The sequence below is a fragment of the Nocardia sp. NPDC006630 genome, assembly GCF_040611495.1.
Classification (GTDB): Bacteria; Actinomycetota; Actinomycetes; order Mycobacteriales; family Mycobacteriaceae; genus Nocardia.
Genome location: NZ_JBEXOK010000008.1, coordinates 409,094 through 422,907, shown reverse-complemented (window position 1 = coordinate 422,907; position 13,814 = coordinate 409,094). Strand labels below are relative to the sequence as shown.

Genomic DNA, 13,814 nt, shown 5'->3' with positions numbered 1-13,814 from the left:
CAGCAGCACAACGTAATTCGCGGCGCATCTCTCATCCGCGCGGCGAATTGCGAATGCGGGGCCCTGCCGCCGACCGTCCGGCAGGGCCCCGTTTCGTCCGTGCGGCCGGGGCGGTGCGCCGGTCGGCTAGGCGCGTAGCGCCGGTTCCGGTCGGTGCCGCACCGCCGCGCTGAAGAGCTGATACTCCGCGGGCGGCACGCACACCTCCCGGTACGGATGTCGTGGAGCGACCCGGCGCTGCGGGCCGGGAATGACCACGCCGTGCCGGACTGCCACACCCGTGGCCTCCTGCGCGCGGACCCAGCTCTGCATGGCCTGTGAATCCAGACTGGGCAGATATTCCACCGCCCGCTCCCATTCGAGACCCTCCACCTGCATCGGGTCGCTGACCGCGGTGACGACGACGGCATATGCCGTACCGACGCTCGTGTCCGCCATTCGGATCTACCCCCTGGTCCCTGGTTTTTCCGGCGTTGCGCGGGGAATGTTCAGCTTAACTTGAAACATATTGCACTACTGTGTGTTTCGTTGTTGTCGCAGGTTAGTTGCGTGTGATCATAGCCATGGGGTGGGCTGGGTCACCCCGGCGGAATAGGGTCGCGGGGGTCCGTGTTCATTAGGTTGACATATCCACCAAAAAGGGTGTGAGCCCAGGAGGTCCCCGTGCAGTTCGGAATTTTCAGCGTCGGCGACGTCACCACGGACCCGACAACCGGCCGGACACCGACCGAGGCCGAGCGCATCAAGGCCATGGTCGCCATCGCCCGCAAGGCCGAAGAAGTCGGCCTCGACGTCTTCGCCACCGGTGAGCACCACAATCCGCCGTTCGTGCCCTCCTCGCCGACCACCATGCTCGGCTATATCGCCGCGAGCACCGAGCGCATCATCCTGTCCACCGCGACCACGCTCATCACCACCAACGATCCGGTGAAGATCGCCGAGGACTTCGCCATGCTGCAGCACCTGGCCGACGGCCGGGTCGATCTCATGCTGGGCCGCGGCAATACCGGACCCGTCTATCCGTGGTTCGGCAAGGACATTCGCGACGGCATTGCGCTGGCCGTCGAGAACTACGCGCTGCTGCACCGGCTCTGGCGCGAGGACGTGGTGGACTGGCAGGGCAATTTCCGCACCCCGCTGCAGGGCTTCACCGCCACCCCGCGCCCGCTCGACGGCGTCGCGCCGTTCGTCTGGCACGGGTCCATCCGCAGTCCGGAGATCGCCGAGCAGGCCGCCTACTACGGTGACGGCTTCTTCGCCAACAACATCTTCTGGCCGACCGGGCACTTCCAGCGGCTCATCGAGCTCTACCGCCGCCGCTACGAGCACTACGGCCACGGCTCCGCCGACCAGGCCGTTGTCGGGCTGGGCGGGCAGGTCTTCATGCGCAAGAACTCGCAGGACGCCATTCGCGAATTCCGGCCCTACTTCGACAATGCCCCCGTCTACGGGCACGGGCCGTCGCTGGAGGACTTCATGGACCAGACGCCGCTGACCGTCGGCAGCCCGCAGCAGGTCATCGACAAGACGCTGACCTTCCGCGAGCACTTCGGCGACTACCAGCGCCAGCTGTTCCTGATGGATCACGCCGGACTGCCGCTGCAGACCGTGCTCGAGCAATTGGATCTGCTCGGCGAGGAAGTAGTTCCCGTGCTGCGCAAGGAATTCGACGCCCTGCGTCCGGCGCATGTTCCGGACGGTCCCACCCACGCCGCGCTGCTGGCCGCCCGGAACGCCGATGCCACAGCCGACACCTCGGAGGTGCAGGCATGACCCGTATCGCGGTGGTCGCCGCGGGGCTCTCGCAGCCCTCGTCGACCCGGTTGCTGGCCGATCGCCTGATTGCTGCCACCCGGGCGGCGCTGACCGGCACGGAGCTCGAATTCGATATTGTCGAGCTGCGCGATCACGCCCACGGTCTGGCCGACAACTTGGTCACCGGGTTCGCGGCCGGCGCCCTGCGGGAGGCCGTCGACAAGGTCGTGACCGCGGACGGGATCATCGCGGTCACCCCCATCTTCAATGCCTCCTACAGCGGTCTGTTCAAGACCTTCTTCGATGTTCTGGAACCGGATTCGCTCATCGGGAAGCCGGTGCTCATCGCGGCCACCGGTGGCACCGCACGGCATTCGCTGGCGCTCGAGCACGCGGTCCGGCCGCTCTTCGCCTATCTGCGTGCGGTGGTGGCGCCGACGTCGGTGTATGCCGCATCCGAGGATTGGGGGTCCGGAAGTTCCGGCGCGGACACCGGACTGAGTGACAGAATTCTGCGTGCGGCAGGAGAATTCGCCGATCTGGTGGCACTGCGCCCGGGGCGCGTGACCGCCGATCCGTACGACGATCCGGTGCCGTTCGCGCAGCTGCTCGGCGGGGACCGGTTGCGGGGCGATCGACGTACGGATGTTATAGCTACTCAGTAGCTGAGTAGGCTTTGCGGCGGCTGCCACATACCGGCCGCCCGCACTGCCGGCCTCGAACACGAACGTCTCGACGAAAGTGGGTAGGGACATGGGCGAGTCCGCGGGAACCAGCACGCTGGGCCCGGCGACGGGGGAGGCGCTGCCCGCGCTGCCGCTGGACGCGTGGCGGCCGACCAAGGAGACGCTGCACCGGTTTGTGCAGATCGTCGGCAAGGTGGCCCTGGCCAAAGGCATCCGCCGCAATCACTGGTGGCATATGACCTACCGCGTCACCGCGCGCGGATGGTCCACCGTGCCGCTGGGCACCGCTACCGACGGTCCCGTGTTCACCTGCGACTTCGATTTCTTCGATCACGTGCTGCGGATCTCCAGCGATCGCGGCACACAGGAGGAGATCCCGCTCGGCGGCCAGTCGGTGGCGAGCTTCTACGGCGAGGTCATGCGGGCTCTGGACAATCTGGGCATCGAGGTCACGATCGCGCATCCCACGCCCTACGATCTGCCCGACCACGGCCGCCCCTTCGCCGAGGACGAGGAGCACCACCACTACGACCCGGTCGCCGCACAGCGCGCGTTCTACGTCACCAGCCAGGTGGGCCGCATTCTCGAAGAGTTCAGCGCCACCTATTCGGGCAAGATCAGCCCGGTCCAACTCTTCTGGCACACCTTCGATCTGGCGGTGCAGCGTTTCTCCGATCGCAAGATCGACCTGCCCGCCAGCGTGGATCCGGTGACGCGCGAAGCGTATTCGCGCGAGGAGATCAGCGCCGGATTCTGGTTCGGCGACAGCAAGGTGCCCGAACCCACCTTCTACTCCTACACCGCCCCGGAACCCGAAGGGCTGACCGAACTTCCATTGCAACCGCCGGAGGCTCGCTGGGTGCCGTCCGGTTCTGCGCACGCCGCCTACTACGCCTACGACGCGGCCCGGCGCAGCGCCGATCCGGTGGGCGCGACCCTGGATTTCCTGCACTCCGCCTACTCTGCGGGATCGCGTCTCGCTGGTTGGGACGCACCCGCTCTGGCCTGCCCCGGAGGCATTACCGACCCCGTACTCGAGAGCCCGTGGCGGGGATGGCCGGAATAACCGCGTGCTTCGAATCGTCTCTCCCGCATAGTGTGTTGATAGGGACCGAGGAGGATCACCATGGGGAGACGACTGGTGAGCGGGCCGCATAGCAAGCAAAGGAAGCGGCATGTCTGATGAGAATATGGCGGTGCGGACCTCCGGCCTGACCGCTTATCGAGAGACCGTTTTCACCGCCGGACCGGGCACCCGCGTCCCGCTCATCGGTGCATTGGTGCTGGCCAGCCTGGTGCTGACCTGGGCGGCCGAACGCGCGTCCAGTGAGGGCAACGACCACGGCTGGTTCGTGGCGGTCTCCATTGCCGGACTGTTCGTGGCGCGCGGGCTGTACCTGCGGCGTCCCCTCACGCTCCCGCATCTCACCGCGGCCGCCGTCGTGCTGGTGATCGCGAACTTCAGCTACCGCACCGACCACGCCGGTGTGGGCTTCGTCTTCCTCGCCGCGACCGGGCTGATCCTGATGGCCCCGCAGAACAGCAAGCCGCAACCCGAGCAGCTGCCGCGCGTGACCGAACTGGTGCGGCGCAGCACGGACGATCCGGTCGCGCCCTTCGCGCTGCACTCGTCCAAGAGCTACTTCTTCAATGCCGACTCCTCCGCGGCCGTCGCCTACCGGACCCGGCTGGGTATTGCCGTCGTCGCGGGCGATCCCATCGGTGACAAGGGCAGATTCCGCGAATTGGTCACCGAATTCTCGGAATTCGCCAGTGATCACGGCTGGCGCATCGCGGTACTGGGCGCGAGCCCGGAACTCACCGAGATCTGGCAGCACCGCGCCCTCGAGCACCGTGGCCTGCACGCCGTCCCGATCGGACGCGACGTGGTGATCGAGGTCGACAAATTCGACATGGTGGGACGGCACTTCCGCAATCTGCGCCAGGCGGTCAGCCGCACCCGCAACTTCGGTGTCACCACCGAGGTGATTCCGGAGGCCGCGCTCACCGAACCGCAGCGGGAAACGCTGCTCGCCATTGTCGACGAATGGGGACACGGGCGCCAGACCCGCGGTTTCTCCATGATCCTCGACCACCTGCTCGACGGACGGCATCCGGGAATGCTCGTGGTCATGGCCCGCGACGCCGACGGCCAGGTCGCCGGATTCCAGCGCTACGGCGTCTCCGGCGACGGCCGCGAGCTGAGCCTGGACGTGCCGTGGCGGCGCAAGGACGCACCCAACGGGCTCGACGAACGCATGATCGTCGACCTCGTCGAGTACGCCCGCGCGCGCGGCATCACCCGAATCTCGCTGGCCTTCGCGGCTTTTCCGGAACTCTTCGCGGAGAAGGGGCGCTCGCGGCTCGGGCAGGCGGCGTATATGGCTGTGCGACTCGGTGATCCGCTCATCCGGCTGGAATCGCTGTACCGGTTCCTGCGTAAATTCAACGCCTTCGCCGATCAGCGCTTCGTCCTGATCCGCTGGCGTGAGGTGCTGATCGCGGCGGTCGCGCTGCTCACGCTGGAGTTCGTGCCCCACCGCCGCCAGTACTGACCGCCGCGTCCAGAGCTGTTGCGGCTCAGCGCAGGAACTCCACCAGGGCCGCCGCGAAACCGGGATCGGCGGTCGCCACCAGGTGATCGCCGGGCACCGTCACCAGGCGCGCGTCCGGGAACGCGGCCGCCAGCCGCTGCGGTTCGGCCGCGAACGGATCGGCGTCACCGGCGACCACCAGGGTGGGGATCGTGATATCGGCGACGGTCTTGATCGGCGCCTCGTTCAGGCCCGCCGCCAGTGCGGCGATCGCCTCGCGATCGGTGCCCAGCACGTCCGCCAGCATCCGGAACATCTGCGCCTGCGGTGCGGCCGTGGACCCGTCGCCCGTCATGGCGGCGGCGATATCGGCGGCTTCGATGACCCGCCAATCGATGCCGCCGCAGTCCACCACGCCGGACCCGATGCCGCCCACCGCCAGCCGCTCGACCCGATCGTCGGCCTGCGCCACCAGGATCGAGATGATCCCGCCCATCGAATATCCGACCAGCGCAACCTCGTCCAGGCCGAGCTCGTCGAAGAGCGCCCGCATATCCGCGGTCATAGCCTGCCAGGAGTAGCGCGCCGGATCGTGCGGCTTCTCCGAGCGCCCGTGCCCGCGCGCATCGAGCGAGATGATGTGATGCCCGGCGGCCTGCAGCGCCGCCACGATGCCCACGCTCATCCAATTCGCATTGGTGTCGGCGACCACGCCGTGCTGCAGCACAACGGGCCTGCCCTCGCCCTCCCACACGCGGTAGTTGAGCTGTAAGCCGTCCCAGGTCGTGAACTTCGCCATCGGGCCGATGCTAGTGCCGCGACCGCCGCACCCGGATGGTATTTCAGGCCATTCGCGCGCTCGTCCCGCGGGCGGCGATCACGCGGGACGGCCGAGTATCCTGGCCGGTCTGGACCGGCGCGTCCACAACGGATTGACAATTGTCACTAAGACGAGCCGGTGTTCAGTGGATTGGGATCCGGTCGCCAGGCGCCGCAGTTATCGGTGCGGAATGCGACATCGGTAGCTTTGATAACGATATGCAGGGGATGCTGGCGGGTGAAGTCGCTGGCGATGACGTAGTAGTTCGGATCGTTGTAATCGGTATCGGTCTGCACATGCCACAGCCGCCGCCAGAAACAGGCGTCCGCATTGCCGGTGCCGTCGGAGACGTAGTTACCCGGCTGGATGTCCACGTTCACCAGGTAGAGGCCATCACCCGGGATCTGGTTCGCCGGGGTGGCGGCGGCCGTTCCGGACATGGACATGAACAGTGCGGAAGTTATGGCCCCCGCGGTCACGAGCGCGCGTGCACGCACAGTGTTTCCCTCCTCGAACTCACTCAATCGGCGCGGCCTCGCGAACGCGCACGGTCTGGGCGATCCCCGCTATCTCCCGGGAGGGGTCTATCAGAAATCGGGCGTCCGTTTCGGGCGTTCCGCGTAATTGATTGCGTACAAACCGGTTTCGATTGTGCGATTTGTCGCTGGAAATCGGTCGCGAACTTCGATGCTCTTCTTGCCCCCGCCGACGATATTCAGATATGAGAAGTCTTCGCCCGCTCGCGGACGGCGCCGGTACCGGCCCGCTCACCTGCGCCACCGACTGCGCCCGGCTCTGTACCGACTCCGGTCTTTCCGACGTCCTCACCTCCGACAAGGCGCTGCTGCACTGGCGGGCCCTGCGCCGGCTCGGCGATACCGGACTCGCCGAACACGCGGTTCAGGAGACTCTGCTGCGGGCTTGGAAGGCCTGCGCCAGCTACGACCCGGCCCGCGGCAGCGTCCGCACCTGGCTGCTCACCATCGAGCGCAATATCCTCACCGATATCGCCCGGGTGCGCACGGCCCGGCCCGGCGACGCCAACTGGGACGAGATCACCGATATCGCCGAGGGCCGCTGCGCCGGACCCGACTTCACAGACCGGCTCGCCGACGGTCTCCTGGTCTCCGAACTCCTCGCCCACCTGCCCGGACCGCAGCGCGACGCCGTTGTCCAGGTCATCCTGCGCGACCGCGCCTACCAGGACGTGGCCGCCGATCTGGGCATCCCCGTCGGCACGGTCAAGACCCGCGTGCACTACGCCCTGCGCTCGCTGCGCCGCCTGCCCCTCAGCGCCTAGTGAACCGCCGGCGTGGCTGCCACGTCACACAGGTGTGTGGACGGCACTCGTCCGCCTCGATCGAGGAGTGAGCCCATGACCGAACAGCATGTGGCGCCCGGTGACTTCCGGCTGGATCGCCGGACAGCGCTGGTCGTGACCGGAGTGGCCGCCACCGCGCTGACCGCGGTGGCCTGCAGCAGTAACAGCGTCAGCGACAAGGCATCAGCGGCTCCGAACGGAGTGCAGAACAAGCCGAACGGACTTGCGGACCAGAAGCAGGACGGCAGCGCGGAGCTGGCCAAGACCGCCGAGGTGCCGGTCGGCGGCGGAGTCATCAAGGGCGACACGGTGATCACCCAGGCGAGCGCCGGCGCCTTCGCCGGGTTCTCCTCCACCTGCACCCACCTCGGCTGCAAGGTCAGCGAGGTCACCGACGGGCTGATCAAATGCCCGTGCCACGGCAGCACCTTCCATCTCGACGGCAGTGTCGCCGGCGGGCCCGCACCGCGTGCGCTCGATGCCCGGGCCGTGCATGTCGAGGGCGACGCGGTCGTGTCGGGCTAGCGCGACCCGGATTCGAACAGTCGTCTCCGTGCGGCCGGACCAGCGCTGATCGCAGATCCCCCGGTCCACGCACGATGGCGAAGCTCTGCCTTTGCCCAGGGTGTCGAAAACAGGTTCGACACATGCATATTGGGCGTCTGACCACAAGTAACAGTTTGATGACCATGCTTGCCAGATGATAGCTGTGGGGCCACAGTGAACTGCTGGGTTTGGTGTTACTAGTGGGAAGGGAGGGGCGCCCCGTGCCCAGGGAGCGCCGCCGCGTATGAAGCCGAACATGGTCAAGGCCGGTATCTTCACCGCCGTAACGGCCGCGGCATTTTCGACAGTGGCCGGGTTGATCCCGGCGACAACTCTCGCATCGCCCGTTTTGCCGGACCTGCCACAACGGCTGGCCGGGAAAACTGTCTTCCTGGACCCGGGTCATCAGGGCCCCAACCACAATCAGGATGTCGCCAAGCAGGTGAATGACGGCCGCGGCGGCACCAAGGCATGCCAGACCACCGGCATGACCAGCCTGCACGGAATCGCCGAACACACCATCAACTGGGATGTCTCGCAATTGGTGCGCACCTCGCTGGAGGGACTCGGGGCTCACGTCGTCATGAGCCGCCCCGACGACATCGGCTGGGGCGGATGCGTCGATGAACGTGCCCGTGCCGCAAACCAATCCGGCGCCGACATCGCTGTCAGCATTCACGCCGACAGCGCCGCCGCCGATGCGCGCGGCTTCCACCTGATCGTCCCGCAGCTTCCGGTCGCCGACTCCAAGGCCAATGAGGTCCAGTCCGGTGCGGGCCTGGCGGCCAGCAAGGCCATGCGGGATGCCTATGCGCAGGCCGGATTCCCGGTCGCCACCTACAACGGTGCGGTCGACGGCCTGCAGACGCGCGCCGATATCGCCGGACCGGCACTGACCACCGTGCCGGATGTCTTCCTCGAAATGGGCAATGGCGCCAATGCCGAGGATGCGGCCCTGCTGGAATCGCAGGAGGGTCAGCTGCGGCACGCGGTCACCATCACCACCGGTGTGGTGTCGTATCTGCTCGGCGTCGCGATCCCGCCGAACAGTGCCGAACAGGCAGTCGCGCCGGCCGCGCCGCTGCCCGCACAGCCCGCGCAATTGCAGGTGCCGTCGGCGAACGATGTCCGTCCGCAGGCGCTGCCGCAGGGCGGGGCGCAGGCCGCGCCGCAGAGCCCGGAGCCGACCGTGGTTCCGACCACACAGCCGTCGGTGCCGCAGGGCGCCGTGGCTCCGGTCGAGCCGCAGCCGGTCCCGTCGGGCTCTCCGGCGCCGACCACATCGCCGGGTCCGGTTCCGCCGCAAGCGGCTCCGGCTCCCGCACCGGCGCCGGGGCCGACTGTCGCTCCGACAACCACGCCGGAGGGTCCGGTGCAGCCGCAGCTGGCCCTGCCGGGTCAGTCCGCGCAGCCGGGCGCGCAGCCCGCGGTGCCGCCGGTTCCGGGTGCGCCGTTCAAGGTCAGCAATGCGTCCGCCGGTCTTCCGGGTGGGGTGCGGCCCATTGCCGCCCCGATCGAACCCAAGGGGCCGGGCTATTCGGCACCGCAACTGCCGCAGTCCAATCCGGGCGCGATTCCCAATCCAGGGATCACGAGTCCGGGTGCTCAGACGGCTCCGGGTGCGCAAGCTGCTCCGGGTGCGCAGGCTCCGTCCACCACCGATAAGAACTCCAAGTCGACCGATGCCTTGGATGTCGAATCGATGAGCGGTCTGGTGCAGTCCGTCGTGAAGATGTTCGGCCCGCTGGCCAAGATGCTCATGGGGCAGAACGGTGTCACCTCGGATCTGGTCAACCTGGCCTACACCGTGGTGTCCGCCCTGAGTACCTCGCTGTTGCCGACCGCCGCCAAGTAGTCCGGGCGGCACAGTTCCACCGAATCGCCCCCGCACCGGATCATCCGGTGCGGGGGCGATTTTCGTCTCTCCCGATCACTTCCGTCCGACCGGTATCTCCGGCCTCGTGTCTCGCGAAGTACCGAAGTCGGGCAAACACTTCGCGATCGATGCGGCCGGCTGGGTGTCCGCCGTCCCCGGCCTGGCAGGCGTGGCTGTGCGCGGCAGGAGGTGCACGTGCGGACAACCTCGTGTCCGGTGGTTGGCAAGCATTCGGCGCAGGAGTTGCATGAATCCCGGGTCGGGTCACGACGGCTGACGACAGTGCGGCCGCGCGGATCGACTGGTCGATCGAGGTGGATGTGATGGCGTTCGGTGTGGGTTTGAGTATCGGCACGGTGAATACGGTGTGCGTGACGGCCGCCGATCGGTCGGTTCGTCGCGGTGCTCCTCCGCCCACAACCTGGCGCACCACCCTCACCTTCGACAGCTCCGGTACCGCCCGGGTAGGCCGCATTCCGCGGCACGGGCGGGTCATTACCGAATTCGCCGACCTGACCCAGCGCGGGGCGCCGGTCGCGCGGGTCGGTCACCGAGCGCTGTCGGCCGCGGATCTTGTTGCCACCGTGGCCAACAGCGTGATCGAGGAGGTGCTGGGGAAGGCTCCGGCCGGGCAGGACGCTAAGGCGGACACCGCTATTACGGTGACCTATCCGGCCGGGTACTCCGAGATCCTGGTGAACGACCTGCGCACCGCGCTCGACGGTGTCGGGCTGCCGAGTGTGCGGCTGCTGTCCGAACCGGTGGCCGCGGCGGCTTGGCTGGCGGCGCAGCGTGATCCGCTGATGCCGGGGCTGGCGCTCGTGTACGACCTCGGCGGTTCCGGTCTCGATGTGACGCTGGTGCGGGTGGGCGCGGGCGCGCCCAGCAATCCGATCGTGGGGTTGCCGTTGCACTCTGCCGACTTCGGTGGCCGGGCCTTCGGCGGCATGGTCGCCAAACGCTTGCGCAATGCCTCGGATGCGCCGGTGATCTCCCGGGTGAGCTCCGATTCCGATACGGGGGCGCTGCGCACCGAACATGTGCGCAGTTCGCTGCGGCTGGTCTACAAATGCCTGCGCATTGCCGATGTCACCATGGCCGATGTCGATCGGGTGCTGGTGGTCGGCGGTGCGGCCCGCCCGCCGGAGGTGGCGGATGTGCTGGCCGAAGAGCTGGCCCGCCCGGTGAGCGTGGCGCCCGATCCGGAGCGCACGATCGCCGACGGTGCGGCCATTGTGGCCCGGCAGGCGGCGCAGTCACAGGATTCCGTGGCGCATCGCCATCATGTGCTAGCTGATCTGTTCCGGCGCGTCACCCGGGTGGCGGCCCTGTAATCCGGCCGGTTACCGGCCGGTTTGCCCTCGATCATGGATCGGGGCGGCGCAACACGTGCAAGCATCTTGCTAGCACTGGTTGACGCTTCTCCAGTTTGGTGTAACCATTAGATACAGATAACGCCAATGCTGGAAGAGGAGAGGTGACGACGATGTCTCCGACCGCGACCCACGTCGATGACCCCGTAGTTGCCGAAGCTCTCGAATACGCGCAGAAGCTGCTGCTGCTTTCCGAGGGATCGGTCAACAAGAGCTTCGATCCGTACGAGGACATCGACTGGGAGAACCCGGACTTCGATCCGAATACGAAGCCCGAGCGCTGGATTCTGCCCGCCTCCGCCGACACCATCGGCCGCCACCCCTGGTATCTCGCCCTCTCCGAGGAGCAGAAGATCGAGGTCGGCAAGTACCGCCAGGCCAATGTGGCCAAGGTCGGCCTGCAGTTCGAGTCGATTCTGATCAGCGGCATGGTGAACCACACCTTCGGTCTCGCGAACGGTGATCCGGAATTCCGGTACTGCACGCACGAGATGTCCGAAGAGCTCAACCACACCCTGATGTTCCAGGAGATGGTGAACCGCATCGGCGCCGACGTGCCCGGTATGGGTCCGCTGGTGCGGCAGTTCCGTCAGGTCGCCGTACCCGTCGCGGTGCTGTTCCCGAACCTGTTCTTCATGGCCGTGCTCGCCGGCGAGGAGCCGATCGACCACATCCAGAAGCAGATCCTGCGTTCGGGCGAGGAGGTGCACCCGATCATGCGCGGCGTCATGGCGATTCACGTCGCGGAGGAGGCGCGCCACATCTCGTTCGCGCACGAATTCCTCAAGCGCCATGTGCCGGAGAAGAATCTGCCGAGCCGGGTGGTGCTCTCGATCGCCATGCCGATCGTCATGTTCATCCTGGGCCGTTCCATCGTGACGCCGCCGAAGGCGTTCTTCGATGAGTTCGATGTGCCGGAGCAGGTGCGCAAGGAGCTGTTCTACGGCTCCAAGGATGCCAAGCAGGCCTTCAGCGATTACTTCATCGACGTGCGCGCGCTGGCGAGCGAGATCGGCCTGATGAACCCGATCTCCAAGCGGGTGTGGAAGATGCTCGGCATTGCCGGCACCGCCTCGCGTTACCGCTCGGAGCCGATCCGCTCCGGCAAAGCCGCCTAGGACAGGGGACGTACAGTGCCGTACGTAGTCACCCAATCGTGTTGCAGTGACGCGTCTTGCGTATACGCATGCCCGGTCAACTGCATCCATCCCACGCCCGATGAGCCGGACTTCCGGACGGCGGAGATGCTGTTCGTGGACCCGCAGGCCTGCGTGGACTGCGGTGCGTGTGCGACCGCCTGCCCGGTGGACGCCATCACCTCGACGAAGAAGCTGACCGATGCGCAGCTGCCCTTCATCGAGATCAATGCCGACTTCTACCGTGAGGAGCGGCCGCGGCCGCTGCTCGCGCAGCCGATTCCGGCGGCGGAGGTCAAGCCCGGGCGGGAGCCGCTGCGGGTGGCGATCGTCGGATCCGGTCCGTCGGCCATGTACGCGGCCGATGAACTGCTGACCCAGCACGGGGTTTCGGTCACCGTCTTCGACCGGCTGGCCACGCCGTACGGTCTGGCCCGCTTCGGTGTCGCACCGGATCACACCAGCACGCGGCAGGTCGGCGAGCTGTTCGAGGTGATCTCCGCGCAGCACGGTTTCGGGTCGTATCTGAATGTGAATGTCGGGGAACATATTTCGCACGACGAGCTGCTGGCGCATCACCACGCGGTGATCTACGCCGTCGGTGCGTCGAGTGATCGCAAGCTCGGCATCGCGGGGGAGGGGTTGCCCGGCAGTGTCTCCGCCACCGAGTTCGTGGCCTGGTACAACGGGCATCCCGATCATGCCGGTCGGTACTTCGATCTGTCGCAGAAGCGGGTGGTGATTGTCGGCAACGGCAATGTGGCCCTCGATGTGGCGCGCATTCTCACCACCGATCCGGAACTGCTGGCCGGTACGGATATTTCGCCGCGCGCGCTGACTGCTCTGCGCCGCAGCAAGATCGAGGAAGTGGTCGTGCTCGGCCGCCGCGGTCCGGCCGAATCCGCCTTCACCGTGCCGGAATTCGTCGGTCTGCTCGGGGCGGATGTGGACATCGTGGTCGAGGGCGAGATCCCGGAGACCGAGGCGAGCATGCCGCTGAAGGTCGAGCAGAAGCTGAAGCTGTTGCGCGGGTTGGCCGATCGGCCGGTCGGAGCGCGTAAGCGGATCGTCTTCCGATACCTGTCCTCGCCCACCGCCTTCCTCGGCGTGGACCATGTGACCGGTGTCGAGGTGGTGCGCAATGAGCTGGTCACCGGCGCCGACGGTGTGGTGCGCGCCGAGGCCACCACCGGCACCGAGGTTTTGGAGACCGGGCTCGTGCTGACCTCCGTCGGGTATCGCGGTGTGCCGCTCGCCGGTCTGCCGTTCGATGAGAAGACCAGTGTGATCCCGAATCTCGACGGGCGGGTGCTGGAGGTCTCCGGTGGCGCCGTGGTGCCGGGTGCGTATGTGACCGGCTGGATCAAGCGCGGGCCGACCGGTTTCATCGGGACCAATAAGTCCTGTGCGCAGGAGACGGTGCGGCAGCTGGTCGACGACTTCAATGCGGGCCGGTTGGGTGAACCGGGTCGTGGCGCACACGAATTCGACCGACTGGTCGGTGAGCGTCAGCCGCACGCGATTCGCGGCGGTGCGGTGACCAAGCCGCGACGGCGACTGCCGCTGCTGGTGCGCAGCCGCTAGCCCGCAGTAAACCTACCGACCGCCCCGTATGACCTCAGGTCATACGGGGCGGTTTTTTCTTTGTGTGCGGATTGTGTTGTGCGAGTTGTAATGCTGCGTTTGTCCAGTACGACATGTCTGGTAGTGGGACCGATTTGAGTCTGAATCACGGTCGATGAGGCGCTGCGGGTGGGGAACTCGGCA

At 66.9% G+C, this 13,814-nt stretch carries 12 protein-coding genes and 1 pseudogene; 10 read left to right on the top strand and 3 right to left on the bottom strand.

Features of this window, described 5'->3' with window-relative positions; genetic code table 11:
* Positions 1 to 126 precede the first annotated feature (126 nt).
* Complete coding sequence (locus tag ABZX86_RS25670; protein WP_355127187.1) at positions 127 to 438, bottom strand: hypothetical protein; 312 nt, start codon at positions 436 to 438, stop codon at positions 127 to 129.
* Positions 439 to 663: 225 nt separating this feature from the next.
* Here ABZX86_RS25670 and ABZX86_RS25665 point away from each other — a divergent pair, with 225 nt between their 5' ends.
* The 4 genes from ABZX86_RS25665 (at position 664) to ABZX86_RS25650 (ending at position 4,996) form a co-directional block, all read left to right on the top strand.
* On the top strand, positions 664 to 1,773 hold the full coding sequence (locus ABZX86_RS25665) for an LLM class flavin-dependent oxidoreductase (protein ID WP_355127186.1): 1,110 nt from the start codon (positions 664 to 666) through the stop codon (positions 1,771 to 1,773).
* Positions 1,770 to 2,420 carry an FMN reductase gene (locus ABZX86_RS25660; protein WP_355127185.1) on the top strand — a complete coding sequence of 217 codons (651 nt, stop codon included), beginning with the start codon at positions 1,770 to 1,772 and terminating at the stop codon, positions 2,418 to 2,420. Before ABZX86_RS25665 ends, ABZX86_RS25660 begins: the two co-directional genes overlap by 4 nt.
* 88 nt (positions 2,421 to 2,508) lie before the next feature.
* Positions 2,509 to 3,507 (top strand): DUF5996 family protein, encoded by a 999-nt coding sequence (locus tag ABZX86_RS25655; protein ID WP_355127184.1) that lies wholly within the window; start codon positions 2,509 to 2,511, stop codon positions 3,505 to 3,507.
* A 109-nt stretch (positions 3,508 to 3,616) separates the two neighbouring features.
* A complete protein-coding gene (locus ABZX86_RS25650; RefSeq protein ID WP_355127183.1) occupies positions 3,617 to 4,996 on the top strand; it encodes a phosphatidylglycerol lysyltransferase domain-containing protein in 1,380 nt (459 codons plus the stop codon).
* Positions 4,997 to 5,021: 25 nt separating this feature from the next.
* On the opposite strand, the gene ABZX86_RS25645 is transcribed toward ABZX86_RS25650, so the two are convergent.
* Entirely contained in the window at positions 5,022 to 5,774 is a 753-nt protein-coding gene (locus ABZX86_RS25645; protein WP_355127182.1) for an alpha/beta hydrolase, read from the bottom strand.
* Positions 5,775 to 5,920: 146 nt separating this feature from the next.
* Positions 5,921 to 6,292 (bottom strand): hypothetical protein, encoded by a 372-nt coding sequence (locus ABZX86_RS25640; protein WP_355127181.1) that lies wholly within the window; start codon positions 6,290 to 6,292, stop codon positions 5,921 to 5,923.
* Positions 6,293 to 6,516: 224 nt separating this feature from the next.
* On the opposite strand from ABZX86_RS25640, the gene ABZX86_RS25635 reads away from it, so the two are divergent.
* The 6 genes and pseudogenes from ABZX86_RS25635 to ABZX86_RS25610 all read left to right on the top strand — a co-directional run bounded on the left by ABZX86_RS25635 (position 6,517) and on the right by ABZX86_RS25610 (position 13,631).
* The gene (locus ABZX86_RS25635) at positions 6,517 to 7,095 is read left to right on the top strand and encodes a sigma-70 family RNA polymerase sigma factor (RefSeq protein ID WP_355127180.1); all 579 of its coding nucleotides are present in this window, start codon (positions 6,517 to 6,519) and stop codon (positions 7,093 to 7,095) included.
* A gap of 75 nt (positions 7,096 to 7,170) precedes the next feature.
* Positions 7,171 to 7,641 carry a Rieske (2Fe-2S) protein gene (locus ABZX86_RS25630; RefSeq protein WP_355127179.1) on the top strand — a complete coding sequence of 157 codons (471 nt, stop codon included), beginning with the start codon at positions 7,171 to 7,173 and terminating at the stop codon, positions 7,639 to 7,641.
* Between the two features lie 265 nt (positions 7,642 to 7,906).
* Positions 7,907 to 8,689 (top strand): annotated as a pseudogene (locus ABZX86_RS25625) (N-acetylmuramoyl-L-alanine amidase); the annotation flags it as partial.
* Between the two features lie 1,172 nt (positions 8,690 to 9,861).
* Positions 9,862 to 10,872, top strand: a complete 1,011-nt coding sequence (locus ABZX86_RS25620) for an Hsp70 family protein (RefSeq protein ID WP_355127178.1) — start codon at positions 9,862 to 9,864, stop codon at positions 10,870 to 10,872.
* 152 nt (positions 10,873 to 11,024) lie between these two features.
* Positions 11,025 to 12,029: a diiron oxygenase gene (locus tag ABZX86_RS25615; RefSeq protein ID WP_327141460.1), complete on the top strand. Its 1,005-nt coding sequence runs from the start codon at positions 11,025 to 11,027 to the stop codon at positions 12,027 to 12,029.
* A 15-nt stretch (positions 12,030 to 12,044) separates the two neighbouring features.
* Complete coding sequence (locus ABZX86_RS25610) at positions 12,045 to 13,631, top strand: FAD-dependent oxidoreductase (protein ID WP_355127177.1); 1,587 nt, start codon at positions 12,045 to 12,047, stop codon at positions 13,629 to 13,631.
* Positions 13,632 to 13,814 lie beyond the last annotated feature (183 nt).